This window comes from Aeromonas crassostreae (genome assembly GCF_054052445.1).
Genome location: NZ_JBSTYM010000004.1, coordinates 149,870 through 175,861 on the forward strand (window position 1 = coordinate 149,870; position 25,992 = coordinate 175,861).

Below are 25,992 nucleotides of genomic sequence, written 5' to 3' on the forward strand. Positions count from 1 at the left end.
TGGGGATTTTTTTGACCGGGAGAGGAAAACGTTTTCTCGGCGGGCGGCGACGGAACAAACCAACAAAAAGCACACAACAAGGCGCAGAGGGTGCCCCGGCCCCCATGCCCACCAACCTGGAGACATGCAAGTGCAACAATACGTACTCTGGTACGAGCAACTCGGAATGCAAGATGTAGAACGAGTTGGCGGCAAAAACGCATCCCTCGGTGAAATGATCAGCCAGCTCTCGGGAGCGGGTGTATCCGTGCCAGGTGGCTTTGCCACCACGGCGTTTGCTTTTAATGAGTTTCTGGACCGCAGCGGGCTCAACGACAAGATCCATGACTTGCTCGACAGCCTGAATGTGGATGACATCGCGGCCCTCGGCGCCGCCGGCAACCAGATCCGCCAGTGGGTGATCGATGCCCCCTTCCAGCCGGAGCTGGAGCAGGCCATTCGCACCGCCTATGACAAGCTGAGCGCGGGTCTCGAGGCGTCGTTCGCGGTGCGCTCCTCCGCCACCGCCGAAGACATGCCGGATGCGTCGTTTGCCGGCCAGCAGGAGACCTTCCTCAACGTGCGCGGCATCGATGCCGTCATGACGGCGGTCAAGCACGTGTTTGCGTCGCTCTTCAACGATCGCGCCATCTCCTACCGGGTCCACCAGGGGTACGATCACAAGGGCGTGGCCCTCTCCGCCGGCATCCAGCGCATGGTGCGCTCGGACTTGGCCGCCTCCGGCGTCATGTTCACCCTGGATACCGAATCCGGCTTCAACGACGTGGTCTTCATCACCGGCAGCCAGGGGCTGGGGGAGATGGTGGTGCAGGGCGCGGTCAACCCGGACGAGTTCTATGTCCACAAGCCGACCCTGAACGCGGGTCGCCCCGCCGTGGTGCGCAAGACCCTGGGCTCCAAGCTCATCAAGATGACCTACTCCGATGACGCAGGTCACGGCCGCCAGGTGAAGATAGTCGACACCCTGGATGCCGAGCGCAACCAGTTCTGCATCAGCAACGACGAGGTGATGGAGCTGGCCAGGCAGGCCCTCATCATCGAGCAGCACTACGGTCGTCCCATGGACATCGAGTGGGCCAAGGACGGGCAGGATGGCAAGCTCTACATCGTCCAGGCCCGCCCGGAAACCGTGCGTAGCCGCCAGGAGGCGAACACCCTGGAGCGTTTTGCCCTCAAGCAATCGGGCAAGGTGCTGATCGAGGGGCGCGCCATCGGCCACAAGATTGGCGCGGGCCCGGCGCGGGTCATCAGCTCCATCAGCCAGATGGACGAGGTGCAGCCCGGCGATGTGCTGGTCACCGACATGACGGATCCGGACTGGGAGCCCATCATGAAGCGGGCTTCGGCCATCGTCACCAACCGGGGTGGCCGTACCTGTCACGCCGCCATCATCGCCCGGGAGCTTGGCATCCCGGCCGTGGTGGGTTGTGGCGATGCCACCGACCACATAGCACCGGGCCAGCTCATCACCGTCTCCTGCGCGGAAGGGGACACCGGCTTCATCTATGACGGCAAGCTCGATTTTGACGTGGCGGTGACCGAGGTGGGCAACATGCCGCGCCTGCCCATCAAAGTCATGATGAACGTGGGCAACCCGGACAGAGCCTTCGATTTCGCCCAGTTGCCCAACGCCGGCGTGGGCCTGGCGCGTCTCGAGTTCATCATCAACCGCATGATAGGGGTCCACCCCAAGGCGCTGCTGGAGTTCGACCAGCAGAGCCCCGAGCTCCAGGCCACCATCACCAAGATGATCGCCGGTTACGACAGCCCGCGGGAATACTATGTGGCCAAGCTGACCGAGGGGATCGCCACCCTGGCCGCCGCCTTCTGGCCGGAGCGGGTCATCGTGCGGATGTCGGACTTCAAGTCCAATGAATACGCCAACCTGGTGGGGGGGCACGGCTACGAGCCCCACGAAGAGAACCCCATGATCGGTTTTCGTGGCGCGTCGCGCTACATCGCCGACAGCTTCCGTCCCTGCTTCGCCCTGGAGTGCGAGGCGATGAAGCGGGTGCGCGACGTCATGGGCCTGACCAACGTCGAGGTGATGATCCCCTTCGTGCGCACGGTCGGTGAGGCGGAGCAGGTGGTGGAGATCCTGGCGGAGAACGGTCTGCGCCGTGGCGAGCGGGGGCTGAAAGTCATCATGATGTGCGAGCTGCCCTCCAACGCCCTGCTGGCGGACAAGTTCCTCGAGCACTTCGACGGCTTCTCCATCGGCTCCAACGACATGACCCAGCTGACCCTGGGACTTGACAGGGACTCCGGGCTGATTGCCCACCTGTTCGACGAGCGCAACGAGGCGGTCAAGGCGCTGCTGGCCATGGCCATCGCCGCCGCCCGCAAGGCGGGCAAGTACGTCGGGATCTGCGGCCAGGGGCCATCGGATCACCCGGACTTCGCCGCCTGGCTGGTGGAGCAGGGCATAGACTCGGTGTCCCTGAACCCCGATACCGTGGTCGACACCTGGCTCTATCTGGCCGAGCAGCACAAGGCCGGCTGACCCGGTCCCCGCACCTTCATGACACGGCGCCGCAATGGCGCCGTTTTTTTTGCTGCGGCGGATTTTCTGATACAAGGGGAGGGCTCAAGGTGAGCGCAACCCCCGACAGGACGACCCCATGACTCTTTTGCAGTGGCAATCAGCCAGCTTGGCTCTTCACGGCGACCAGACCCTCTTCATCCCCGATCTCACCCTGGCGCCTCAGGCCTGCTGGGCCTTCGTCGGCAGCAACGGCAGCGGCAAGACGGCGCTGGCGTCGGCCCTGTGCGGCGAGCTGGCGGTGCGTGCCGGAACGGTATCGGGTCGGATCCGGGCCGAGCGACTCTCGTTCGAGTCGCAGCAACAGCTGGGGGAGCTGGACTGGCAGTGGCGCAATACCGACCTGCTGGGGGAAGAGGAGGAGGCGGGCTATCGGGTATCGACCCTGATGCTGGAGGCCGGCGGCGAGGAGCCAGAGGCCCGCGCGCTGCTGGCGCGCTTTGGCATCGAGTCCCTGTGGGATCGCCCCTATCGCCACCTTTCGAGCGGGGAGGGGCGCAAGCTGCTGCTGGCCCGCGCCCTGCTGGGGCGACCCGAGCTGCTGGTGCTGGACGAGCCCTTCGATGGCCTGGATCAGGGGGCCAGGGCTGCGTTGATGATGTTGCTGGCCGGCCTGGTGGCGCAGGGGCTGCGCCTGGTGGTGATCGTCAACCGTTTTGACGAGATCCCGCCCTTTGCCAGCCACCTCGGCCTTCTTGGTGAGTGTCGCCTGCTGCTGGCGGGGGAGCGTGATGCGGTGCTTGGCAGTCAGGAGGTGGCCCAGCTGGCACGGGCCGAAACCGCCTCACCCCGTCTGCCGCCCCCGCTCATGGCACCCGCCCCCTTGCCGCCGGGTCCCCGGGTGGTCATGAAAGCCATGCGTATCGCTTACGGGGATCAGGTGATCATTGACGGGCTCGACTGGATCATCGCCGAGGGGGAGCACTGGCAACTGGTGGGACCGAACGGGGCTGGCAAGTCTACCCTGCTCGCCCTCATCACCGGGGATCACCCGCAAGGTTACAACAATGAGCTCCATCTGTTCGGACGGCGGCGGGGCAGCGGCGAGAGCATCTGGGAGATCAAGCGCCATATCGGCCTGGTGAGCCCGGCCCTGCACCTGGACTATCGCGTCAACTGTTCGGTGCAGACGGTGATCCTCTCCGGTTTTTATGACTCCATCGGGCTCTATACCCGGCCGGGGGATCGCCAGCTGGCGCTCGCCGACCAGTGGCTGGCCCTGTTGGGACTCGAGGGAAGGGGGGCGCAGCCGTTCCACTCTCTCTCCTTCGGCCAGCAGCGGCTGGTGCTGATCGCCCGGGCCCTGGTCAAGCACCCGCCGCTGCTGATCCTGGACGAGCCCCTGCAGGGGCTGGATCCCCTCAATCGCCACCTGGTGCGGGAGATGGTGGCGCGCCTCATCGGCGCAGGCACCCAGCTGCTGTTCGTCTCCCACCATGCCGAAGACGCGCCCCCCGGCCTAACCCATCGTCTGAGCTTCGTGGCAAACGGCGTGGGGGGGTACGGCTATCTGCAGGAGCGGTTGGGGGGCTGAACCGCCCGGGCGGCATGATCAGAGAGGGGCTGGTTCGGCGAGGAGTGGGGGCATGCCCAGCAGTGTCCACCACAGTCCGAAGAAGAGCATGATCCCCAGCCAGAGCCAGGCCAGATAGTGACGGGTGGCGGCCATACCCGTCACCGCTACCGTGAACGCCGTCCCGAAGGCGATGAGGGCAAACAGAAAGGGGGCCATGTTGTCCATCATGGCGGTCACTTCACCAGGGAGAGGATCGGGCGAAACGCCGGGTGGCGGCAATCCCCCAGCAGCTCGTAGAGGCACATCTCCACCGAGGTGAGGGCCGCACCCCTGGCCGCCAGCTGGCCGATGGCGAGCTCCCGGTTGGCGGCACTGCGCGACGACACCGCATCCACCACCAGCGAGACCCGGGCGCCGCTGGCCAGCAGCCCCAGCACGCTCTGGTAGACGCAGATATGGGCCTCGATGCCGCACACCAGCCAGTGATTGATCCCGGTCTCGGCCAGCGCGGCGGCCACGGCAGGCTCCCCCAGGGCGCCGAAGCTGTATTTGGGCAGCACAAGGGAGCCTGCCTGCAGCGACTGCAATTCGGGCACGGTGGCACCGAGCTTGTCCGGGGTCTGCTCCAGCCAGAGCACCGGCAGGCCCAGCGCCCTGGCCCCTTGCACCAGCCTGGCCGTGTTGCCAATCAGGGCGTCGCTCCCCTCGACCAGGCGGGCCAGCTTGCCCTGGATATCGACGACCAACAGGCCTGTGGTGGATGTGGTCAGCACGGTCACTCCTGATGCAATGGGTTTGCAGATTGAGATAAAGGGGTAGCAAACGACCACCATAAGCCAGGTGAGACCGGCAAGGGGAGGGGCCAGCGCCGATAACTGTGTGCCGGGTCAAAGATTTTCGGCGCGGCTACGGGCCTTGTCGCAATCTGGCAACGCACGTCCGATGTGGCTGTCTGGCTTTTTGTTGCTTGGCGAAGGCTACGAGCTCTGTTATGGTGTGCTCAGTTAGCAGTTTGGATGGCTAGATGGTTGTGGTGTCACCTTTCAGGATGACATCCTCAGCCCCACCGCTTTGATGATCATGTTGACAGGGAGTTTCTATGCAGCGTCGTTCCTTCTTCACCCTCTCCGCCCTGGCCCTGCTCGCCAGCAGCCTGCCGTTGCCCGCCTTTGCCATCGATGAGGCCAAGAAAGAGATCGTCATCGGCACCACGGTTGGCGACTTTGCCGACATGGTGACCGACGCCATCAAGCCCCAGCTCGAAGCCAAGGGCTACCAGGTCAAACTGGTGGAGTTCACCGATTATGTCAGCCCCAACATCGCCCTGGCGGATGGGTCGCTTGACGTGAACTGCTTCCAGCACAAGCCCTATCTGGAGAGCTTCGCCAAGGACAGGGGTCTGTCGCTTGCCCCCATCACCCAGGTGCCGACCGGTCCCATGGGGCTCTATGCCGGCAAGCTGGGGGATCTCAAGGCCCTGAAAGAGGGGAGCACGGTCGCCATTCCCAACGACCCGAGCAACCAGGCCCGCGCCCTGCTGATGCTGCAGGACCTGGGCTGGATCAGCCTGAAGCAGGGGATCAATCCCCTCAAGGCGAGCGAGTTCGATGTGGAGGCCAACCCCCACCAGATCAAGCTGATCTTGCTGGAGGCGGCGCAGCTGCCCCGCTCCCGTGAAGACGTGGACTTCACCGTGATCAACGGCAACTATGCCGCCTCAAGCGGGATCCCGTTCAGCTCCGGCCTCTTCCTCGAGCGCAGCTATGACTTCATCAACTGGGTGGTGGTCAAGAGTGCCGACGCGGACAAGCCCTTTGCCAGGGACGTGACCGCCGCCTACAACTCCCCCGAATTCAAGGCCTATGCCGCCAAGCGCTTCGTCGGTTACAAATACCCCGAAGGCTGGCAGGTTCCCGCCAAGGGGTGAGCGCCGCGCTGGCGCGGGCAGGATGACGACGGGCACCCCAGGGTGCCCGTTTCTATTGCGCCGTCTTGGCCACGAGGGGATGACGGCGCAGCCACCAGCAGGCGGCCGGCAGGGCGGTGAGGCCGCCGAGCAGGGCGCTGGCCAGCAGGTCCCGGGGCCAGTGCATGCCCAGCAGCAGGCGCGAGAGGGCGACCGCCAGGGCCCAGAGCGGCAGCAGCCAGGCCAGGCGCGGCGCCCGCGCCAGCCAGAGGAGGCCGAAGAACTGGGCCAGGCTCATGGCCGCTATGGTGTGCCCCGAGGGGAAGGCGTAGTTGACCTCGTGACGCCAGTGCCGGGCCAGCCAGTCGGGCAGGGCCAGCCATTGGCTGGCGGCGAAGACCTGTTCGCCGCGCACAGCCTGCTCGGCGCCGTAGAAGTGGCTCATGGCGGGGATCAGCCCCTGCTCATAGAGCCAGATGAGGTAGGGTCTCGGCTCCTGGGTCAAGAGCTTGAGGCCGCTCTTTATGGCAAGGTCGGCGCCCAGCACCGCCAGGAGGGCCGCGGCCAGGGTCAGCAGGGCGGCGGGGGAGAGGGCGAGCTTGCGCCAGCTGATGAGCAGCAGCCCCGCCAGGGTCAGCCCCAGGCCCGGCAGATCGACGCTGCGGCTCAGCCAGTAGGGCAGTTGCAGCCAGGGCGAGGTCAGGGCGTTGGCCATGAAGAGCGGCGGCAGGGCGCACAGCAGCAACAGGGGCAGGAAGAGGAGGGCGCCGTGGCCGAGCAGGGCACGGCGGCAGAGGCCGGATGAAGGCGGCGCGGCGCGAGGAAAGCGGGGGGCATGGGGCATGGGCGAGGGACCGGCGTGAGGTGGACTGGCCTGCCCGCGTCACGGCGGGCGGCATGGCGGCGAGCCGGCATCTGCGCCCGGGCTGGCCGTGAAGGGGGCATTGTGCCAGCCGGCTCGTCAGGATCAAGGCGCCGGGGGCGTTTGTCATCTCCCGTTACAGTTTTCCAGGCCGCCAGGGCATCGCCCCTTGCCGTTGCCGAGGGATCTGCCCGCAGCGGATGGGGTCATCTGCCCCGGGGCGCAGATCGGGCTGAACTCTTGGCGCGCTTTGGGCTAGAATGGCCGACCCGCCGGGCGGGCCCGTGTCCGCAGTCCATCGAGAGTGAGAGTCAGGAGAAGTTCCATGCGAATTCCCATGCGCATAGTGGTCGACGAAAACATGCCCCATGCCCAGGCGCTGTTCGCCGAATTTGGCGAGGTGATCCCCCTGGCGGGGCGGCAGATCTGCGCGGCGGATCTTAAGGAAGTGGACGCCCTCATGGTGCGCTCCATCACCCGGGTGGACAGGGCCCTGCTCGCCGACTGCCCCAGGCTGCGCTTCGTGGGTACCGCCACCATAGGCACGGATCACGTGGACAAGGCGCTGCTGGCCGAGCGCGGCATCCCCTTTTTCAGCGCTCCCGGCTGCAACAAGGCGTCGGTCGGCGATTATGTCCTCTCCGCCCTGCTGGTGCTGGCGGAGCGCCATGAGCTCGACCTTGGTCGGATGAGCCTGGCCGTCATCGGCGCCGGCAACACCGGCGAGTGTGTGGCGGGCAAGGCGCAGGCGCTCGGCATGAAGGTGCTGCGCTGCGATCCGCCGCGGGCACGCCAGGAGGGGGCGAGCGGCTTTGTCGATTACCAGACCGCGCTCTCGGCCGACATCGTCAGCTTCCACGTGCCCATCACTGAGCAGGGGCAAGATGCCAGCTTCCACCTACTGGGGGCGCGGGAGATAGCCCAGCGGCCCGCGGGGCAGATCCTCATCAACGCCTCCCGTGGCGAGGTGTGGGACAATGAGGCCCTGCTCGCCCGCCAGCAGGGCCCTGCGCCCCTCAAGCTGGTGATGGACGTGTGGGAGAAGGAGCCCGAGGTGCTGGCGGCCCTGGTGCCTTACACCGAGCTGGCCACCCCCCATATCGCCGGCTACAGCCTGGAGGGCAAGGCCCGCGGCACCTGGATGCTCTATCAGGCCCTCTGCCAGCAGGAGGGGCGTCTGCCCCGGGCGGAGCTGGAACAGCTGCTGCCCGCGCCGGACGTGACCGAGCTCAGCCCGGGGCGGGTGGCGGATCAGGCGCTGATCAAGCAGCTGGTCCACCTCATCTATGATGTGCGCCGCGACGATGCCCGCTTTCGGGCGCGTCTCGCCATCCCGGGCAGCTTCGACGAGCAGCGCAAAGGGTATCCGGAGCGGCGCGAGCTCTCCTCCCTGCGCCTGACGGGCCCCTTTGGCGAGGATCCTGTCCTGGCGGCCCTGGGCTTTCGTACCCAGGGCTGATACCTGGGCGACCCTCAACGATTAACGAAACAGGCAGGATAATCCCTGCGACGGGCGTGCCTTCGGGGGCGCCTATCCCTTTGACAGGAGAGAGCAATGAGTCAGCAGTTCAACGTAGCGGTATTGGGCGCCAGCGGCGCCGTGGGTCAGGCCATGATCGAGATCCTGGAGGAGCGCGGCTTCCCGGTGGCGACCCTCTATCCCCTGGCCTCCAGCCGCAGTGCAGGGGACACGGTGCGCTTTGGCGGCAAGAACCTCGACATCCTGGATGTGGAGGCGTTTGACTGGAGCCAGGTAGAGATCGCACTCTTCTCCGCCGGGGCCGAGGTCTCCGCCAAGTGGGCGCCGATTGCCGCCGAGCACGGCTGCATCGTCATCGACAACACCTCCTGCTTCCGCTACGAGGAGGATGTGCCCCTGGTGATCCCCGAGGTGAATCCCCACGCCCTGGCCGATTTTCGCAATCGCAACATCATCGCCAACCCCAACTGCTCCACCATACAGATGCTGGTGGCCTTGAAACCCCTGCACGACGAGGTGGGCATTGCCCGCATCAACGTGGCGACCTATCAGTCGGTCTCGGGCTCAGGCAAGGAAGGGGTGAGCGAGCTGGCCGGCCAGACCGCCAAGCTGCTCAACGGCCTGCCGGTGGAGCCGACCCTCTACCCGCAGCAGATCGCCTTCAACCTGATCCCGCAGATCGATGAGTTCACCGACAACGGCTACACCCGGGAAGAGATGAAGATGGTGTGGGAGACCCAGAAGATCCTGGGGGATGCCAGCATCGCCGTGAACCCCACCTGCGTGCGGGTCCCCGTCTTCTACGGTCACGCCGAGGCGGTCCACGTCGAGCTGCACCACCCCCTGGATGCCGAACAGGTCAAGGATCTGCTGCGGGCCGCCCCCGGGGTGCGTCTGTTCGACGAGGAGGAGGGCTACCCGACCCCGGTTGGCGACGCCACCGGTCAGGACGAGGTGATGGTGGGGCGCATTCGCCAGGATATTTCTCACCCCAGCGGTATCAATATGTGGATCGTGGCCGATAACGTTCGTAAGGGCGCGGCGACCAACAGCGTGCAGATCGCAGAGCTGCTGATCCGCGACTACCTGTAAGTTCCTATTGACGCTCGGTCTCCCGACCAGGGGGGCCGAGTGTGATCGGAGTGGCAGGAAGTGGCTCCGACATTCCCCCTTAATATCAATTAATTAACTTTGCCCTTACACTCGGGGCGTTTTGGGGCTAATTGCGTCGGATGACTGGCTTGGCGCCCAAGCCTGATTTATATTGAACCGACTGTTTTGAGGCAACTATCCAGATTTTTCAATGTGATAGGCCGTCATACGAAGGAACGAACATGGGACAATCCCGCATAACACTGGCGACGCTGCTTGCGTTGGGTCTGCTCAATACCGCCTCTGCGACTGCCGAGGAGGCAGGCCGGGATCCCTTCTTCGTGGAACTCAGGGGCCCTGACGAGCCCGTCAGCCAGCCGGCGGCGCCGAGCCAGCCTGTCCCCAGGGCCTTGCCCCAGTCCCAGCCGGTGCGCCAGCCGCAACCCGTGGCCGTTCAGGCGCAGAGCGGGAGGCGTTACGGCCCGGTCCGTCCCACCGACACCCTCTGGAGCCTCGCCAGCAGGCACAGGCCCAGCAGCCGGGTCAGCGTCTACCAGACCATGGTGGCCATCTATGACAAGAACCCGACCAGTTTCGCCGATGGCAACATCAACCACATACTGGTGGGGTCGAGCATCGTGCTGCCCAGCGAGGCCGAGGCGCGCCGTCACACCGATGCCCAGGCCCGGCAACGCTTCAACAGCGACAACGCCAGTTGGAAGGGGCTGAGCCCCAAATACCTGGCAAGCAAGCAGAGTGCCCAGCCCGCCGCCCCCGCCAAACCGGCCAGCAAGCCGGTGGTGAAGGCCGCTCCCCAGCCCGTTGCCGCGGCCAAGGCCGTGACTGCCGCCAAGGCGCCGGCTGCGCAGGCCGCCCCGCTGCCGAGCACCCCGGCCAAGGCCGCCGCGCCCAGCCCAGCGACGACCACAGCCGCCCTGGCGGTGGCCCCGGTGCTGGCCACCGCCGCCAGCGGCGCCCCGGCCCCCCTGCCGGTGGCCACCGAGACGGTGCAGGCCAAGCCGGGCACCGAGATGGCCCTGGCCCTGGAAGATGCCAACGCCCAACTCGGCCAGGTGACCGAGATGAACCACAGGCTCAAGCTGCGCCTGCAATCCCTCACCGAAGAGGTGGAGACCCTCAAGGCCCAGCTGCAAGATCAGCTGGCCCTGCAAAAAGAGGTGGCCGAGCTCAGGGCCAACCCTGTGCCCCCCGTGGTGGCGCCGCCTGCACCCCGCAACTGGCTGACCGACCTGCTCGCCTCTCCCCTCAATCTGGCCATGATCATCTTGCTGCCCGTGCTGCTGGTGCTGGCCCTGGTGACGCTCTGGCTGCGGGCCCGGGCGCGGCGCGAGCTGGAGGAGCAGGAGAAGAACCTGGCGGAGACCACCTCCGTGGTGATGGGCCAGGAGACGAGCGAATTCGATCAGCTGATCGGCGCCGACATCGACGAGGAGCCGCTGAGCCGCCCCGAGCCGGCGTTCGTCCCCGATGAGCCGGACGAGCTGGATCTGGTGTTCAGCGACGAGGGGGAGCAGCCCCGGGAGCTGCGGGATCCGGATCTGGTGCCCGAGCTGGATCTCGCCGCCGACGAGCGCTTTGAGCGACCCGAGCGTCCCGAGATGGATCTGGCCGGCGAATTCAACCCCGCCGCCGACGAGGCACTGCTGAGCGAGGAGGCGCTGCAGGCGGCCCTGTTCGCCGACCTCAATGCCGAACTCGATGGCGAAGACGATCGCCTCGCCAGGGACGAGGATGACAGCCTGCCCGAGCTCGACTTCAGCGATTTCGATACCAGCCTGGACGACGAGCCGGCGCCGAGCGAGCACAAGCCGTCTCCCAGCGCCGAGGAGCTGCTGGCCGAGTGGGGCATGGCCCCCGAGACGGCGGATGCCCCAGCGCCTGCCAAGGATCCCAGTGAACTGGCCCTGGCGGACTTTGAGGATGCGTTCGACGATGTCGAGCCCAGCCAGCCCCTCAAGCCCCGCGCCGAGGCGGCCGCCGATGACTTCGTCGAGATAGACAGCCTGCTGGCGGAAGCGGAGGCGAACCAGAGCGAGCAGGAGCCCTATCAGGGCTTCTCCCTGGACGTGGGGCTGGATGGCTTCCCTGAGGTTCTGCCCGAGTCCGGCGGCTTCGACGTGGATGCCGATGACGGCGGGGTGGGGGCCAAGCTGGATCTGGCCCGCGCCTACCTCGAGATCGATGACAAGGAGAGTGCCCGCGAGCTCTTGGTAGAGGCGGCCGAGCAGGGCAACGATCATCAGCGCAGCGAGGCCGAGAAGCTGCTCAAGCGGCTAGCCTGATCGCCGGATGCCAACAGGGCGACCCCAGGGTCGCCCTTCTTTTTGGGACATTTGCCACTGTGTGCGTATAATTCGCCGCGTTTTCTCTCAAAGACAGTGTGACCCATGCGAATTGCCCTAGGTATTGAATATGACGGCAGCCGGTATTTTGGCTGGCAGCGTCAACGAGAAGTGATCAGCGTCCAGCAGGAGCTGGAGAAGGCCCTGAGCCGCATCGCCAACCACGAGGTGGCCATACAGTGCGCCGGGCGCACCGATGCCGGGGTCCACGCCACCGGTCAGGTGATCCACTTCGATACCCATGCCGTTCGCAGCGAATCCGCCTGGACCCTGGGCATGAACTCCAACCTGCCCCCGGACATAGGGGTACGCTGGGTCAAGGCGGTGGACGAGGGGTTCCATGCCCGCTTCAGCGCCACCGCCCGTCGCTACCGTTACGTCATCTACAACCACAACTATCGCCCCGCCATCCTCGGCAGCGGCGTCAGCCACTACCACGAGACCCTGGACGCCGACCTGATGCACCAGGCGGGGCAGAGCCTGCTCGGGGAGCGGGACTTCAGCTCGTTTCGCGCCGTGGGGTGCCAGTCCAAGAGCCCCTGGCGCAACGTGACCCACCTGTGCGTCAGCCGCTCCGGCCCCTATATCGTGCTGGACATCAAGGCCAACGCCTTCCTGCACCACATGGTGCGCAACATCACCGGCTCCCTGCTGCTGGTGGGGCAGGGACAACAACCGGTGGAGTGGATTGCCGAGGTGCTGGCCGCCCGGGATCGCAACCTGGCGGGGCCCACCGCCAAGGCGGGCGGCCTCTATCTGGTGGACGTCGATTATCCCGCCGAACACGGCCTGCCCCGGCTGCCGCTCGGCCCGCTCTGGCTGCCGGACTCGGCACCGGGTACGACCAGTTTTTAGTAACTGCGCCCGAAAAATTGTGGTTTAATGATCCGTCGTTTATTGCCACCGAGCCGATAAGTCATTGAACAATCAAGGCTCGGTGCGTTTTGTCAGGCACAAAAGCATTAAGGAATTCCATGAGCTGGCTTGAGAAGATCCTTCCCAAGAGCAAGATCACTACCCCCCGTCGTCACAACATTCCGGAAGGGGTGTGGACCAAGTGCGGATCTTGTGAACAGGTGCTCTACCGGGCAGAGCTGGAGCGCAACCTCGAGGTGTGCCCCAAGTGTAATCATCACATGCGCATCAGCGCCCGTGCCCGCCTCGAGTGTTTCCTCGACGTCGAAGGTCGCAGTGAAGTCGGCGCCGAGCTGGAGCCGCAAGACATATTGAAGTTCAAGGATTCCAAGCGCTACAAGGATCGTTTGTCCACCGCCCAGAAAGAGACGGGGGAGAAAGATGCGCTGGTGGTGATGAAGGGGACCCTCAAGGGGGTACCGGTCGTCGCCTGCTCGTTCGAGTTCTCCTTCATCGGTGGCTCCATGTCCTCCGTGGTCGGCGCCCGCTTCGTGCGCGCCGTCGAGGAGAGCATCAAGGAGGGCCGCGGCCTGGTCTGCTTCTCCACCTCCGGTGGGGCACGGATGCAGGAAGCCCTGTTCTCCCTGATGCAGATGGCCAAGACCAGTGCGGCCCTGGACCGGCTCACCAAGGCGGGCCTGCCCTACATCTCGGTGCTGACCGACCCCACCATGGGCGGCGTCTCCGCCAGCCTGGCCATGCTGGGCGACATCAACGTGGGTGAGCCCAAGGCGCTGATCGGCTTCGCCGGCCCCCGGGTCATCGAGCAGACGGTGCGCGAGAAGCTGCCGGAAGGCTTCCAGCGTTCCGAATTCCTGCTGGAGAAGGGCGCCATCGACATGATCATCGACAGGCGCGAGATGCGAGACCGTCTGGCCAGCCTGCTGGCCAAGCTGATGAACACCCAGGTCATCGAAGACTGAACATGAGTTCGCACATGCAACAATCTCAAAGCCGGTCGCTGGTCGACTGGCTTTCTTATTTGGAGCAGATCCATCCGGTCAACATCGACATGGGTCTGACACGGGTCGGTGAGGTGGCACGGCGCATGGGGTTGACCCGGCTGCCCGGCAAGGTGCTCACTGTGGCGGGCACCAACGGCAAGGGATCCTCCTGCGCCATGGCCGCCAGCATACTGATGGCCGCGGGCTACCGGGCCGGCGTCTACTCTTCGCCGCACCTGCTGCGCTTCACCGAGCGGGTACGGGTCAATGGCCAGGAGCTGGCCGACAGCGAGCACTGCGCGGCGTTTGCCGAGGTGGAAGCGGCCCGGGGCGAGATTGCCCTCACCTTCTTCGAGTTCGCCACCCTGGCGGCCCTCTGGCTGTTTCGCCGCCATGCCCCCGATGTGGTGCTGCTGGAAGTGGGACTGGGGGGGCGGCTCGATGCCACCAATGTGGTGGAGTCGGATGTGGCCATGATCACCTCCATCGCCCTGGATCACTGCGACTGGCTCGGGGATACCCGGGAGGCGGTGGCGGTGGAAAAGGCCGGCGTCTATCGGGCGGGCAAACCCGCCATCAGCGGCGAGCCCCATCCCCCTGTCACCATCGCGAGCGAGGCGGCGCGCATCAAAGCCTCCTTGCGCCAGGTCGGCATCGATTTTCGAGGCGATGAGCACCAAGGCGACTGGGATTACCACGGCCAGCACCACTGGCTGGGATTGCCCAAACCGGCCCTGCCGCTGATGAACGCGGTCACAGTGCTGGCGGCGTTGGAGTCCCTCGGCCTGCCGCTGCCCGAGCCCGCCATCCGCGAAGGATTGGCAAACGCCAGGCTGGCGGGGCGGATGCAGCGGCTGCAACACGAGCCCCTGGTCATCGTCGATGTGGCCCACAATCCGCACTCGGCGGCCTATCTGGCCAGCCAGCTGCGCCAGATCCCCTGTCAGGGGCGGCGTCTGGCCGTGGTGGGCATGCTCAAAGACAAGGATATGGCGGGATCGCTGGCCGAACTCGATGGCCTCATCGACCACTGGTATCTGGCGAGCCTGACCGGCCCGCGCGGGGCGACGGCGGCCCTGCTTGCCGATGCCCTGGGTCAGGATGGCGCGGCGCAATATGACGCCGTGTCAGAGGCTTATCGGCAGGCCCTGGCCGACGCGAGTCCCAGCGATATGGTCATTGTCTTTGGTTCGTTTTACACTGTCGCCGACATTTTGGCGATACAGCCGGTCTGATCGCCCCAGGGCGACGCACCGGACAGCAACACAAGGGTAGGAGTAAGGTTTGGCTTCCAAGTTCCAAAACAGATTGGTGGGCACTGTGATCCTGGTGGCCCTGGTGGTGATCTTCTTGCCGGATATGCTCGATGGCCAGAAGCTGGCCCAGAAGGATGAGTCGTTCGCCACCATACCGCTGCGTCCCGAGCTCGAACCCGCCAAGCCCGCCCTGCAGGTCTCCGCCGCCAGCACCCTGCCCGAGCAGCACGTGGCGAGCCAGCAGCAGGCGGCCGCCGCCGAGCAGTGGCAGGTGGAAGAGGTGCCCGATCCCATGACGTTGGGCCAGCAGGGCCAGGCAACCCAGCCGCCGGCAGTGCAGCCGGCAGTGCAGCCGGCAGTACAGCCAGCGACTACCAAGCCTCAACCCAAGCCTGAGGTGGTGGCCAAAAAACCGGAACTGCCCAAGCCTGTGGTCAAACCCGAGCCGGCCAAACCGGTGGAGGTGGCCAAACCGGCCCCCAAACCGCAAGCTGGTCAGATCAAGACCATGGACGATCTGTTGCAGAGCAAGCAGCTGGTGGCCAAGGCCCCCGAGCCGGCCCAGGGCAGCTGGATCCTCCAGCTCGGCGCCTTTCGCAACAAGGACAGCGTCAACGCCCTGGTGGGCAAGCTGAGGGCGGCGGGGTACTCGGCTCACACAGTGCCCCGCACCCCGGTGCAGGGGCAGATCAACCGGGTCTTCATCGGGCCGGATGTCTCCAGGGCCAAGCTGCAGGGGATACAGAGCAAGGTGAGCCAGCTGACCGGGCTGAGCGGATCCGTGGTGGCCTACAACCCCTGATCCGCCCCTATCCGCATGAAAAAGACCGCGCCCTGGCGCGGTCTTTTTGTTGGCGGTCAGCCGATCAGATGCACTTCACCGGCTTGGGCAGGCCGGCAATCTTGGTGGCCTGCTTGGCGGGGCCTTGGGGGAACAGCTTGTAGAGGTAGCGGCTGTTGCCCTTCTCGGGGCCATACTGCTTCTCCATCGCCTTGACCAGGGCGCGGATGGCGGGGGAGGTGTTGAACTCCAGGTAGAAGGCCCGCACGAAGCGCACCACCTCCCAGTGGGGTGCCTCCAGCACTATGCCTTCCTGCTCGGCCAGCACAGGCGCCAGCGCCTCGCTCCAGTCGTCCACATTGAGCAGATAGCCCTTGGCATCGGTCGCGATGGCGCGCCCGTCAAAAATCAGCACCGGATTGTCAGCCATGATGCCTCCTTGGGGCAACTCAGGATGGGGTCGGCATGGTAGCGCCTTGGGTCGCCGTGAGCAACCGGCTCTGGTTGGCCAGGGCGAGCAGCTCGTCCGCCAGCTGGCTGATGAGGGTGAGCTGCTGGCTCAGCATCAGCTGCTCCTCCGTGCTGTCCGGGGCGGGCAGGGGACAGGGGCCCTGCTCCTCCTGGGGGGCGTCCCCGGCCAGCTGTCCCGCCGCCTGGGCCAGGGTGTGGCTCAGGTGGCGGCTGATCTGCGCCAGGCCCTGGATGGGCTCGAGCTGATCCCGGTGGGCGCCCAGCGCCGAGATGTAGGAGAGCAGGGCGTGGTTGCGCCAGGTGAGGGTGAAGCAGAGGTCGAGGAAACGGCGGCGCTTGCTCGGCTCCACCAGCATGCTCTGCCAGGCCATGGCCAGCTCGCTGTCGGCCAGATGGGCCTCCTTGCGGGCGATGCGATAGGCCAGGGATTCATCGCGGCGCAGGTGCAGGCTGGCGAGCACCGCCGAGAGGTATCTGGCGTTGGCCGACAGGGAGTTGGCGATGAGCTGGGGCAGGCGCTTGTACTGCCAATCCGGCCACAGCCAGGCCACCAGGGCGTAGGAGAGCAGGCAGCCGAGCAGGGTATCGAGCAGGCGCGGCCCCAGGATGGCGAAGCCGATGCCATCGAGCAGGTTGAAGGCCATCAGCACATAGAGGGTGATGAAGCAGACGGCGGCGCTGTAGTTGCTGCGCACCTGGGTGAAGAAGAGGAAGGCGGCGAGCCCCATCACCACCAGCTGGCCGTGCAGGCTGGGCAGCAGCCAGAGCACGGGTACCCCGATCAGCAGACCGATGAAGGTGCCGAGCATCCGCTGCATCAGGCGGCGCCGGGTCGCGCTGTAGCTGGGCTGGCAGACGAACAGCACGGTCAGCAGGATCCAGTAGCCCTTGTCCAGCTCGAACGCCTGCAAGATGCCGTAGCCCACCACCAGCCCCAGGGAGAGGCGCAGGGCGTGGCGAAACACCATGGAGTCCAGGCTCAGATGCTGGCGCAGCAGGGCCAGCAGGGGCCTGGGCGCCGGCCGCGCCAGGGGAGGCAGCTGCATTGGCACCGCCGCCGGGTTTTGCAGCTCCTCGGCGCTCGCCAGCAGCCCGTTGATGCTGGCCAGGTTGCGGCGCAGGAACTTCATGGGGGTGAGCAGGCTCTGGGGGTAGTGCTGCTTGAGGTGGGTGAATTCGAGCTGATCCTCCAGGGCCTCCAGGGCCCAGCGGATGCGCTTGGGGTGATGATAGGGTTCATGGACCAGGATGGCGTAACCCAGTTGCCGACACGCCTGGGCCAGCTGCTGCAACACCTCCTGAAAACCTGCGATCACCCGCCCTTGCTTGAGGTCGGCCTCGAGCCGGCTGTAGGGGTAGTGGCTGGAGGTGGCCCGCTCGTGGATCTCCAGGGCGAGCAGATAGAGGCGCAGCAGGCCGGCCAGCTCGGGGGAGGCCTGGGCCCGCTGGCTATGGAGACGGGCATTGAGCGCCGTCTTGGCCAGATTCAGGGAGCCGACCAGATTGATGTTGAGCTGGGCCAGATTGTGGCGGATGGCTTGGGCGCCGTGCTCGTCGGCGGGGAAGAAGCGGGACTTCTCCTCCAGATAGCGGGAGAGGGCGAAGTAGCTCTGGGCGAGCTGTTCGTGCAGCGTCTTGTAGGGCAGCAGCCAGAGCCAGAGCAGCGACACCAGGCCGTACCAGAGGGCGCCGGCCCCGAGCGCCAGGGGCTGGTAGAAGAGATCCGGCGCCTTGGCGGCCCCCAGCATGGTGTAGATGGCAATCAGCAGGGAGCCGAAGCTGATGGTGGCGTAACGTTGTCCGAGCGCCCCCACCATCACGAAGAGGAAGGTGGAGCTGGCCAGTCCGAGGGCGAACAGCCAGGGGGTGGGGAAGAGGTACTGGACGCACAGGGAGGCAAACAGGAAACAGACCAGGGTCATGGCCAGGTTCTTGACCCGGCCCCACAGGCTGTCGTCTGTCTCGGCGATGGCCCCGGCCACCACCCCGAGGGAGAGCAGCACGGTGAGCTGGATATCGCCGGTGCCGAGGGCGATGGCGAGCAGGCCCAGCATGGCGATGAGCACCTTGAGGGCGAAGTAGACATGGCTGTCGGTCAGCAGGCGGCGCAGCAGGCCGGAATATTCCACTGGCATGGGGTGAAGCGGTCTCTCTGGAGGTCGAGGCAGTCAGTGTAACGGAGCGGTGACCAAATGGCCCTGATTTGGATCAGGGCGGGCACCGGCAAGTCATAAAAAACCCCGCCGAAGCGGGGTTGTTGATTTAGTTGCGGTTGCCGCCAAGCAGGCTCAGCAGGCTCAGGAAGATGTTGTAGATGGAGACATACAGGGTCACGGTGGCGGAGATGTAGTTGGTCTCACCGCCGCGCACTATCTGCTGGGTGGTCAGCAGGATGGCGCCGGAGGAGAACAGCATGAACATGGCGGACAGGGCCAGGCTCAGGGCGCTCATCTGCAGGAAGATGTTGGCGACCATGGCCACCAGCAGCACCCAGAAACCGACAAACAGCATGCCGCCGATGAAGGAGAGGTCACGCTTGGTGGTCAGGGCATAGGCCGACAGACCGAAGAAGGTGAGGGCGGTGCCGCCAAGGGCCGTCATCACTATCTCGCCGCCACCATTGTTCATGTACATGTTGATGATGGGGCCCAGGCTGTAGCCCAGCAGGCCGGTCAGGGCGAAGGTGAACACCAGCCCCATGCCGTTGTCACGGTTCTTCTCGGTCAGGAACATCAGACCATAGACCCCGACCAGGAAGATGGCCCAGTGCAGGGGCGGCATGTTCATGACGGTGGCAACCCCGGCAACGATGGCGGAGAAGCCGAGCGTCAGGGAGAGCAGCATATAGGTGTTGCGCAGCACCTTGTTGGTATCGCGCACGGCACCCCGGGTGCCGGTGTAGACAGAACGGGTATCCATCATGTTTTCCTCGTTGGTACAGGGGGAGACGAACCCAGCCGTCTCTTCAACCTATTGTATGGAGAACAAATGGGGATGACGAGCAGCAATTTCAAGTCAGCACCCAGTTGCCTGGGGCTCACTATTCCAGACTCATTATGTATCTCGTCTGAACGGGTCAGCGGGGCGGGGGTATGCAGGGGGAAGCGCTCGTGGCGCCGCCTTGAGGACAGGTTCCTGGCGGCGTCGACTCGCGGTGAAGAGCGTGGGCGGGTGAAAGAGGGGAGCGCGAGAGGGCAGAGGCGTTGCGGCTCACCTCAGGCGCGCCGTCGAGGGGAGCATGATGCCTGGTCCATGGGCCATCCCGGTGATGCCAGGGCCGGTGGCGTCCATCGTGCGCCCGGCCCCTGGCATCGCCGTGGGGATCAGAGGATGCCGGCTCCTGCCGAGGGCTTGCTGACATAGATGCTGGGTTGCAAGCCGCTGATCTGGGGATAGCGGGCATTGACCTGTTCGCAGACCGCCGCGGTCAGGGCCTGGGGCACTAGCGCCACCACACAGCCACCGAAGCCGCCCCCCGTCATCCTGACGCCGCCGCGGCTGCCGATGATCCCCTTGATGAGGTCGACCAGGGCATCGATGGCGGGCACGGTAATGGCAAAATCATCCCGCATCGAGGCGTGGGAGAGCGCCATCAGCTCCGCCATCATGACCATGTCTTCATTGGCCAGGGCATCGGCCGCGGCCAGGGTCCGTTCATTCTCGGAGATGACATGGCGCGCGCGGCGTGCCACGACCGGATCCAGCTCACCGGCCCGGGAGAGGAACTGCGTCATGGTCAGATCGCGCAGCGCCTTGACGCCAAAATGACGGGCCGCCGTCTCACACTGGGCGCGGCGGGCGTTGTATTCACTGTCGACCAGACCGCGGCGCACGTTCGAGTTGATGATGACGACATCGATGCCGGCCGGCATGCTGACGGGGCGCGTCTCCAGGCTGCGGCAGTCGATCAGCAGGGCATGATCCTGCTGACCCAGGGCCGAGATGAACTGATCCATGATGCCGCAGTTGCAGCCGACGAACCGGTTCTCCGCCAGCTGGCCGTTCAGGGCGATGTCAGTCTGACTGATATCGAGCCGATTCATCTCCTTGAAGACTTGTCCCACCGCCACCTCGAGGGAGGCGGAGGAACTCAGACCGGCACCCTGGGGGACGTTGCCGCTGAGTACCAGATCCGCCCCGGTCAGCGCGCAGCCCCGCAGCAGCAGATACTTGACGACCCCTCGCACATAGTTGGCCCACAGGTATTCGGGGCGCGCCTCTATGGGCTGGCTCAGATCGAACTCATCCTGCTGATTGTGGTAGTCGGCGGCGATGACCCGCACCAGGCTGTCCTGGCGGGGCGCCGCGCTGATCACCGTCTGATAGTCAATGGCACAGGGGAGCACGAAGCCGTCGTTGTAATCCGTGTGTTCACCGATCAGATTGACGCGTCCCGGCGCCTGGATGGCGAGGGTCGGGTGGTAGCCGTATTGGGCGTAGAAGGTGGTATCCGTCACGCTGCGGGGGGATTCAATGTTCATCACTCGACCTCAAACCTGTTCACGAAAATGGACATCACTGACGGAGCGCAGCCGTTCGGCCGCCTGCTCTGCCGTCAGATCGCGCTGTATCTCAGCCAGCATTTCATAACCGACCATGAACTTGCGCACGCTCGCAGAGCGCAGCAGGGGCGGGTAGAAGTGGGCGTGCAACTGCCAGTGGCCGTTCTCCTCGCCATTGAAGGGGGCGCCATGCCAGCCCATGGAATAGGGGAAAGAGCACTGGAACAGATTGTCGTAGCGGCTGGTCAGTTGCTTGAGCGCGAGGGCCAGATCCTCACGCTGTCGCGGCGTCAATGCCGGCAGGCGCGTCACCGCAAACTTGGGCAGCAGCAAGGTCTCGAATGGCCAGGCGGCCCAATAGGGCACCACCGCCAGCCAGTGCTCCGTTTCTACCACGGTGCGACGACCATCGGCCCGCTCGCGCTCGGCATAATCGAGCAACATGGCACGGCCCTGTCTGGCAAAGTATTCCCGCTGGGCGTCATCTTCTCTCCTGGCCTCGTTGGGCAGGAAGTCGTTGGCCCAGACTTGTCCATGGGGATGGGGATTGGAGCACCCCATCATGGTGCCCTTGTTCTCGAACACCTGGACCCAGGGGTAGTCACGACCCAACGCTTCGGTCTGCTCGCACCAGGTGTCGACCACGGCGGTGAGGGCAGGGAGCGGCAGCTCGGGCAGTGTCTTGCTGTGATCCGGTGAGAAGCAGATCACCCGGCTGGTGCCACGGGCACTCTCCAGCCGGAACAGGGGATCGTCACCGACCGGCGCCGCCGGGGTATCCGTCATCAGGGCCGCGAAGTCGTTGGTAAAGACGAAGGTCGCCCGATAATCCGGATTCTGGTCCCCCGTGACCCGGGTATTGCCCGCGCAGAGGAAGCAGTCGGGATCATGGGGGGGGCGCTGGGTGCGATCCGGCTCATCCTGTTGACCCTGCCAGGGGCGCTTCGCCCTGTGGGGAGAGACGAGCACCCACTGCTGCGTCAGCGGGTTGTAACGACGATGGGGGTGTTCGGTTGGTTCAAATTGCATGGGTAAACGCTCCTCGCGCGGGCCGCTCATGGGGTCGGATAGCCGGTTGGATTCTGTGATTGCCAGCGCCAGGTATCGGCGGTCATCTCATCGAGGGTGCGACTGGCCTGCCAGCCCAGCTCGGTGCGGGCCCGGGTGGGGTCCGCCCAGCATTGGGCGATATCCCCGGCGCGGCGCGGCACGATCTCATAAGGCAGGTCACGGCCACAGGCCCGGGAGAAGGCGGCATGCATGTCGAGCACGCTGTAGCCGACCCCTGTGCCCAGGTTGTACACATGGACCCCGGCCTGCCCGAGCTTGGCCTGCAAGGCGGCCACGTGGCCATCGGCCAGATCCATCACATGAATGTAATCTCGCACGCCGGTGCCATCTGGGGTGGGGTAGTCGTTCCCGAAGATGGCGAGTTTGTCACGGCGCCCGACGGCCACCTGGGCGATATAGGGCATCAGGTTGTTGGGGATACCCTGGGGATCCTCGCCCATCAAGCCACTGGGGTGTGCCCCCACCGGGTTGAAGTAACGCAGCAGGGTCAATGACCAATCGGGCGCCGCCTTGGCAAAATCCTGGATGAGGCGCTCCACCATCAGCTTGCTCTGACCATAGGGGTTGGTGGCTTGCAGGGTGGGGCTTTCTTCACGGATGGGCATGGTCTCTGGCTCGCCGTAGACGGTGGCCGAGGAGCTGAACAGCAGCGTCTTGACCCCGGCACGGCGCATCGCCTGTAGCAGGACCAGGGTGCCACTGACGTTGTTGTCATAGTACTCAAGGGGTTTTTGCACCGATTCCCCCACGGCCTTGAGCCCGGCGAAGTGGATCACGGCATCTATCTGCTGCTCGGCAAATACCCGATCCAGCAAGTCGGCATCTCGCACGTCCCCACGATAGAGCAGGGGGCGCTGGCCGCTGAGGGTGTCGATGCGTGCGAGGACGCTCTCTTTGCTGTTGGCGAGGTTATCCAGCAAGATGGGGGTCATACCGGCTGCGGCAAGCTGCAGACAGGTATGGCTCCCTATGTAACCTGTTCCACCCGTAACAAGGATTTTTAACATTCTCTGCTCCTTGGTGCCTATGAATACTGAGGATTTGGTTGTGTAATCGCTTTCACTTAGTTTGCGCTTGCCAGGGGCTCTGTGGAAGATATCTGTGCATTTAATGTGATGCTGGTCACGTTTGACGTCTTGGGGTGAGGGGATTCAGGCTTTCTCGCGTGTAACAGAGTTACACTGCCCCAGGCCGGTGTCGATGGCATGTGGGGGCTTTTTATATGAAAGCCGTGTCAGACATTGGAAATGTCGGTAGTATCTGACACTCATGAAATAATGGTTTTTATCTGCACCGTTCACCGGAAACGCTAATCCATGGCAACAATCAAAGATGTAGCACTCCTGTCTGGCGTCTCCGTCGCCACAGTCTCACGTGTCATCAATAATTCTCCCAAGGCGAGTCAGGCATCGCGCGATGCCGTCTTCAAGGCGATGAATGAACTCAACTATCACCCCAACGCCAATGCCAGGGCCCTGGCCCATCAGAGCAATGAGACGCTGGGGTTGGTTGTTGCCGATGTGTCCGATCCCTTCTTCGGCACCATGGTGAAAGCCGTGGAGCAGGTGGCGCAATCGACGGGCAATTTCCTGCTTATCGGCAATGGCTACCACGATGCGGTGAAAGAGAAGCGGGTGATCGAGCAGTTGATTGGTCACCGCTGCTCAGGGCTGGTGGTACACGCAAAGATGCTGGCAGATGAAGAGCTGATCCAGATGATGAGCTATGTCCCTGGCATGGTGCTGATCAACCGCATCGTCCCGGGGTTCGAGTCCCGTTGTGTGGCGCTGGACGATCGTTATGGCTCCTGGTTGGCCACCCGCCACCTGATCCAGGAAGGGCACAAGAAGATAGGGTTTCTCTGCTCCAATCATCAGATCTCAGACTCGCAAGATCGCTTGCAGGGGTATCTGGATGCCCTGCAAGAGCACGGGATTGCCGTCGATGAGCGGCTGATCTCCCGTGGCAGCCCGGATGAGCTGGGGGGCGAGGCGGCGATGACCGAACTGCTGAGTCGAGGCCAGCATATGACGGCCGTGGTCTGCTATAACGACTCCATGGCGGCAGGGGCCCTGTCTGTGCTGAGCGACAACGGTATCGAGGTGCCCCAGGAGCTCTCCCTGGTTGGCTTCGACGATGTCCTGATCTCTCGCTACTTGCGTCCTCGCTTGACCACGGTGCGCTATCCCATCATCGCCATGGCCACCCAGGCCGCCGAGCTGGCGATCGCCCTGGCCAAGGGGGGACCCCTGCCGCAGACGACCCACATGTTCAGCCCGACCCTGGTACGCCGTCATTCGGTCCGCAGTCTCGGCTGAACCTCTTCCCCCGGACACCTCCTTCCATCAGGCAAGCCCGTCAGGGGTTGCCTTTTTTGTCCCTGTCGTGGCCAGTCTGCGCTTTTACCCATCGCCCCCATAGAGCCCCCATCACCCTATTGAGCGCTTGCACCGCCCGTTGTCTTTCCTGCTCTTGTGCCCTCAGGCGCCGGGATGAGACATGCCGACGCGGATGGTGTTGCCCCTTGCATCAGGTGATCTGGCTCACGGTTTGGCCGTCTTCCCCGTCGTATCGGCTTGCCGACGGGTCTTTGATCTCGACAAGCGGTTAATTGATGTAATCGATAACACTCCTGTTGTCAGGATAAATACACCGTTAAAACAATAAGTTATATTGCATGTGAAATTGCGCGATAATATTCAACTCTCTTTTGTATGTAATAATTACAGTTTTGTGAGTTGTATCATGTCAGTGCAGGCATGAATCTTCCTATAATCCACTTCGACCTGTGAAAGCGCTTTCCCTATGGATTGGCAAGCGTCCATCAAGATAACAATGCAACAGTGGAATAAAGGAATGACTATGAAAGTGAAGCTACTGACTACAGCCGTTGCCCTCGCCCTGTCTATGACGGCGTTCAACTCAAATGCCGTTGATTTTTCAGGCTATTTTCGCTCTGGCATCGGAGTGTCCCAAGATGGGAACCTGCAGACCGGCAATCAGAATGTTGTCGGACGCCTGGGTAACGAGAGCGATACCTACACCGAAGTCGGTATCGGTCAGGAGGTTTACAACAAGGATGGCAAGACCTTCTACGTCGACAGCATGTTCAGCATGCAGAGTGATGGCTCCAACGACTATGAAAGCACGACCACTGTGTGTGACTTTGATGGCAAGCAGTGCAAGGACGATGCGACATTCGCCCTGCGCCAATTCAACGTGAAGGCCAAGGGGCTGATCCCCGCTGCCCCCGATGCCGTGGTCTGGGCCGGCAAGCGCTTCTATCAGCGCCATGATCTCCACATCATCGACACCAAGTATTGGAACATCTCCGGGGCCGGTGCCGGGATTGAGAACGTCAAGGTCGGTCCGGGGGCCTTCTCCCTGGCGTGGATCCGCGCCGATGGCAACGATATCGACAGCGCCATCATCGACAATGATCTGAATATCAACTTCCTGGATCTGCGTTACGCCGGCTGGGCACCCTGGGAAGGGGCCTGGACGGAGGCGGGGGTCAGCTATGCCATGCCCAATCCGACCGATGAGCAGAAAGACACAGGCGATCAGTATGACCCCGAGAACGGCGTCATGCTGACGGCGGTCATGAGCCAGTATTTTGCCGGCAGCGGCATCAACGAGAAGCTGGTGCTGCAGTATGCGAACAAGGGGTTGGCCCAGAACATGATCTCTCAGGGGGGCGGCTGGTACGATGTCTGGCATTTCACCGATGACGCCAAGGGTTACCGGGCGATCCTGACCGGAGACATTCCCGTCGGCGACAAGTTCTCCGTGAACCATGTTTTCACCTACGGAAAGGGCGAGAAGCTGGAGGCATGGCATGACAACACTGAGCTGTTCAGTGCCGTGGCGCGAGGCGGTTATGCCTGGACCGAGATCATGAAGACACTGGTCGAAGTGGGGACCTATGAGAGCACCAAAACCTGGAGCAGCGGGTTCGAAGAGAAGTCGAGTGGCCAGAAATACACCCTGGCCCAGGCCTGGTCTGCCGGCCCCAGCATGTTCGCCCGTCCCGAGATCCGCGTGTTTGCCAGCTACCTGAAAGATGGTGAAGGCGAGTCATTCAACGGCGGCAAGGATGACAACACCTGGAACGTCGGGGTTCAGGCCGAAGCCTGGTGGTAAGCCCCCCCACAGGGTGAGCAATCGAGGGAGCCATTGGCTCCCTTTTTTCATTTTGTACTGGTGGCCTGTCTGGTGGCGGGGCGCGACCGTGCTCGCGCTGCCCGATTGCCCGATTGCGGGGATGCGGGGATGCGGGGTCGACGGACCC

21 protein-coding genes are annotated in these 25,992 nt (G+C 64.1%); 12 read left to right on the plus strand and 9 right to left on the minus strand.

The genetic code is table 11. The features are described 5' to 3' along the window. The first annotated feature begins 124 nt into the window (after window positions 1-124). On the plus strand, window positions 125-2,503 hold the full coding sequence (gene ppsA / locus ACW5W4_RS04900; protein ID WP_456688604.1) for a phosphoenolpyruvate synthase: 2,379 nt from the start codon (window positions 125-127) through the stop codon (window positions 2,501-2,503). Window positions 2,504-2,621: 118 nt separating this feature from the next. Then, window positions 2,622-4,076, plus strand: a complete 1,455-nt coding sequence (gene modF, locus ACW5W4_RS04905; RefSeq protein WP_456688605.1) for a molybdate ABC transporter ATP-binding protein ModF — start codon at window positions 2,622-2,624, stop codon at window positions 4,074-4,076. A gap of 18 nt (window positions 4,077-4,094) precedes the next feature. On the opposite strand, the gene ACW5W4_RS04910 is transcribed toward modF, so the two are convergent. Both ACW5W4_RS04910 and ACW5W4_RS04915 read right to left on the minus strand, forming a co-directional pair. Continuing rightward, window positions 4,095-4,286, minus strand: a complete 192-nt coding sequence (locus ACW5W4_RS04910; RefSeq protein ID WP_456688606.1) for a hypothetical protein — start codon at window positions 4,284-4,286, stop codon at window positions 4,095-4,097. Between the two features lie 5 nt (window positions 4,287-4,291). Continuing rightward, window positions 4,292-4,831: a hydrolase gene (locus ACW5W4_RS04915; protein WP_456688607.1), complete on the minus strand. Its 540-nt coding sequence runs from the start codon at window positions 4,829-4,831 to the stop codon at window positions 4,292-4,294. 326 nt (window positions 4,832-5,157) lie between these two features. Here ACW5W4_RS04915 and ACW5W4_RS04920 point away from each other — a divergent pair, with 326 nt between their 5' ends. After that, window positions 5,158-5,985 carry a MetQ/NlpA family ABC transporter substrate-binding protein gene (locus ACW5W4_RS04920; RefSeq protein WP_456688608.1) on the plus strand — a complete coding sequence of 276 codons (828 nt, stop codon included), beginning with the start codon at window positions 5,158-5,160 and terminating at the stop codon, window positions 5,983-5,985. Between the two features lie 52 nt (window positions 5,986-6,037). On the opposite strand, the gene ACW5W4_RS04925 is transcribed toward ACW5W4_RS04920, so the two are convergent. Further along, complete coding sequence (locus ACW5W4_RS04925) at window positions 6,038-6,808, minus strand: phosphatase PAP2 family protein (protein WP_456688609.1); 771 nt, start codon at window positions 6,806-6,808, stop codon at window positions 6,038-6,040. 355 nt (window positions 6,809-7,163) lie between these two features. Here ACW5W4_RS04925 and ACW5W4_RS04930 point away from each other — a divergent pair, with 355 nt between their 5' ends. From ACW5W4_RS04930 to dedD, 7 genes are all read left to right on the plus strand, one after another. Continuing rightward, the gene (locus ACW5W4_RS04930) at window positions 7,164-8,285 is read left to right on the plus strand and encodes a 4-phosphoerythronate dehydrogenase (protein ID WP_456688648.1); all 1,122 of its coding nucleotides are present in this window, start codon (window positions 7,164-7,166) and stop codon (window positions 8,283-8,285) included. Window positions 8,286-8,381: 96 nt separating this feature from the next. Then, window positions 8,382-9,398: an aspartate-semialdehyde dehydrogenase gene (locus tag ACW5W4_RS04935; RefSeq protein ID WP_456688610.1), complete on the plus strand. Its 1,017-nt coding sequence runs from the start codon at window positions 8,382-8,384 to the stop codon at window positions 9,396-9,398. A gap of 242 nt (window positions 9,399-9,640) precedes the next feature. Further along, entirely contained in the window at window positions 9,641-11,701 is a 2,061-nt protein-coding gene (locus tag ACW5W4_RS04940; RefSeq protein ID WP_456688611.1) for a FimV/HubP family polar landmark protein, read from the plus strand. Between the two features lie 105 nt (window positions 11,702-11,806). Continuing rightward, window positions 11,807-12,616 carry a tRNA pseudouridine(38-40) synthase TruA gene (gene truA / locus ACW5W4_RS04945; RefSeq protein WP_408772944.1) on the plus strand — a complete coding sequence of 270 codons (810 nt, stop codon included), beginning with the start codon at window positions 11,807-11,809 and terminating at the stop codon, window positions 12,614-12,616. Between the two features lie 119 nt (window positions 12,617-12,735). Beyond that, the gene (gene accD / locus ACW5W4_RS04950) at window positions 12,736-13,599 is read left to right on the plus strand and encodes an acetyl-CoA carboxylase, carboxyltransferase subunit beta (protein ID WP_408796516.1); all 864 of its coding nucleotides are present in this window, start codon (window positions 12,736-12,738) and stop codon (window positions 13,597-13,599) included. 2 nt (window positions 13,600-13,601) lie between these two features. Next, the gene (gene folC, locus ACW5W4_RS04955) at window positions 13,602-14,855 is read left to right on the plus strand and encodes a bifunctional tetrahydrofolate synthase/dihydrofolate synthase (RefSeq protein WP_456688612.1); all 1,254 of its coding nucleotides are present in this window, start codon (window positions 13,602-13,604) and stop codon (window positions 14,853-14,855) included. A 49-nt stretch (window positions 14,856-14,904) separates the two neighbouring features. Then, complete coding sequence (gene dedD / locus ACW5W4_RS04960) at window positions 14,905-15,678, plus strand: cell division protein DedD (protein WP_456688613.1); 774 nt, start codon at window positions 14,905-14,907, stop codon at window positions 15,676-15,678. Between the two features lie 64 nt (window positions 15,679-15,742). Here the strand turns inward: dedD and ACW5W4_RS04965 are convergent, their stop codons facing one another. The 6 genes from ACW5W4_RS04965 to galE form a co-directional block, all read right to left on the minus strand. Next, a complete protein-coding gene (locus tag ACW5W4_RS04965) occupies window positions 15,743-16,087 on the minus strand; it encodes a TusE/DsrC/DsvC family sulfur relay protein (RefSeq protein WP_408796513.1) in 345 nt (114 codons plus the stop codon). Between the two features lie 19 nt (window positions 16,088-16,106). Continuing rightward, the gene (gene yccS / locus ACW5W4_RS04970; RefSeq protein WP_456688614.1) at window positions 16,107-18,263 is read right to left on the minus strand and encodes a YccS family putative transporter; all 2,157 of its coding nucleotides are present in this window, start codon (window positions 18,261-18,263) and stop codon (window positions 16,107-16,109) included. Window positions 18,264-18,390: 127 nt separating this feature from the next. Next, window positions 18,391-19,047, minus strand: a complete 657-nt coding sequence (locus tag ACW5W4_RS04975; RefSeq protein WP_427263191.1) for a Bax inhibitor-1/YccA family protein — start codon at window positions 19,045-19,047, stop codon at window positions 18,391-18,393. 404 nt (window positions 19,048-19,451) lie between these two features. Further along, the gene (galK, locus tag ACW5W4_RS04980) at window positions 19,452-20,609 is read right to left on the minus strand and encodes a galactokinase (RefSeq protein WP_456688615.1); all 1,158 of its coding nucleotides are present in this window, start codon (window positions 20,607-20,609) and stop codon (window positions 19,452-19,454) included. A gap of 9 nt (window positions 20,610-20,618) precedes the next feature. Continuing rightward, complete coding sequence (gene galT, locus ACW5W4_RS04985; RefSeq protein ID WP_456688616.1) at window positions 20,619-21,659, minus strand: galactose-1-phosphate uridylyltransferase; 1,041 nt, start codon at window positions 21,657-21,659, stop codon at window positions 20,619-20,621. Between the two features lie 26 nt (window positions 21,660-21,685). Next, entirely contained in the window at window positions 21,686-22,708 is a 1,023-nt protein-coding gene (gene galE / locus ACW5W4_RS04990) for a UDP-glucose 4-epimerase GalE (RefSeq protein ID WP_456688617.1), read from the minus strand. Between the two features lie 309 nt (window positions 22,709-23,017). Between galE and galR the strand changes: the two genes are divergently transcribed. After that, complete coding sequence (gene galR / locus ACW5W4_RS04995) at window positions 23,018-24,019, plus strand: HTH-type transcriptional regulator GalR (RefSeq protein WP_427263172.1); 1,002 nt, start codon at window positions 23,018-23,020, stop codon at window positions 24,017-24,019. A gap of 538 nt (window positions 24,020-24,557) precedes the next feature. Continuing rightward, on the plus strand, window positions 24,558-25,844 hold the full coding sequence (locus tag ACW5W4_RS05000) for a maltoporin (protein ID WP_427263171.1): 1,287 nt from the start codon (window positions 24,558-24,560) through the stop codon (window positions 25,842-25,844). The last annotated feature ends 148 nt before the right edge of the window (window positions 25,845-25,992 follow it).

Coding starts and splice junctions, on each gene's coding strand:
- ACW5W4_RS04940 (WP_456688611.1), top strand. CDS start 9,641: ATGGGACAATCCCGCATAACACTGGCGACGCTGCTTGCGTTGGGTCTG.
- galE (WP_456688617.1), bottom strand. CDS start 22,708: ATGTTAAAAATCCTTGTTACGGGTGGAACAGGTTACATAGGGAGCCAT.
- modF (WP_456688605.1), top strand. CDS start 2,622: ATGACTCTTTTGCAGTGGCAATCAGCCAGCTTGGCTCTTCACGGCGAC.
- accD (WP_408796516.1), top strand. CDS start 12,736: ATGAGCTGGCTTGAGAAGATCCTTCCCAAGAGCAAGATCACTACCCCC.
- ACW5W4_RS04925 (WP_456688609.1), bottom strand. CDS start 6,808: ATGCCCCATGCCCCCCGCTTTCCTCGCGCCGCGCCGCCTTCATCCGGC.
- yccS (WP_456688614.1), bottom strand. CDS start 18,263: ATGCCAGTGGAATATTCCGGCCTGCTGCGCCGCCTGCTGACCGACAGC.
- ACW5W4_RS04920 (WP_456688608.1), top strand. CDS start 5,158: ATGCAGCGTCGTTCCTTCTTCACCCTCTCCGCCCTGGCCCTGCTCGCC.
- ACW5W4_RS04975 (WP_427263191.1), bottom strand. CDS start 19,047: ATGGATACCCGTTCTGTCTACACCGGCACCCGGGGTGCCGTGCGCGAT.
- galK (WP_456688615.1), bottom strand. CDS start 20,609: ATGAACATTGAATCCCCCCGCAGCGTGACGGATACCACCTTCTACGCC.
- ACW5W4_RS04935 (WP_456688610.1), top strand. CDS start 8,382: ATGAGTCAGCAGTTCAACGTAGCGGTATTGGGCGCCAGCGGCGCCGTG.
- ACW5W4_RS05000 (WP_427263171.1), top strand. CDS start 24,558: ATGACTATGAAAGTGAAGCTACTGACTACAGCCGTTGCCCTCGCCCTG.
- ACW5W4_RS04930 (WP_456688648.1), top strand. CDS start 7,164: ATGCGCATAGTGGTCGACGAAAACATGCCCCATGCCCAGGCGCTGTTC.
- truA (WP_408772944.1), top strand. CDS start 11,807: ATGCGAATTGCCCTAGGTATTGAATATGACGGCAGCCGGTATTTTGGC.
- ACW5W4_RS04910 (WP_456688606.1), bottom strand. CDS start 4,286: ATGATGGACAACATGGCCCCCTTTCTGTTTGCCCTCATCGCCTTCGGG.
- ACW5W4_RS04965 (WP_408796513.1), bottom strand. CDS start 16,087: ATGGCTGACAATCCGGTGCTGATTTTTGACGGGCGCGCCATCGCGACC.
- galT (WP_456688616.1), bottom strand. CDS start 21,659: ATGCAATTTGAACCAACCGAACACCCCCATCGTCGTTACAACCCGCTG.
- ppsA (WP_456688604.1), top strand. CDS start 125: ATGCAAGTGCAACAATACGTACTCTGGTACGAGCAACTCGGAATGCAA.
- galR (WP_427263172.1), top strand. CDS start 23,018: ATGGCAACAATCAAAGATGTAGCACTCCTGTCTGGCGTCTCCGTCGCC.
- folC (WP_456688612.1), top strand. CDS start 13,602: ATGAGTTCGCACATGCAACAATCTCAAAGCCGGTCGCTGGTCGACTGG.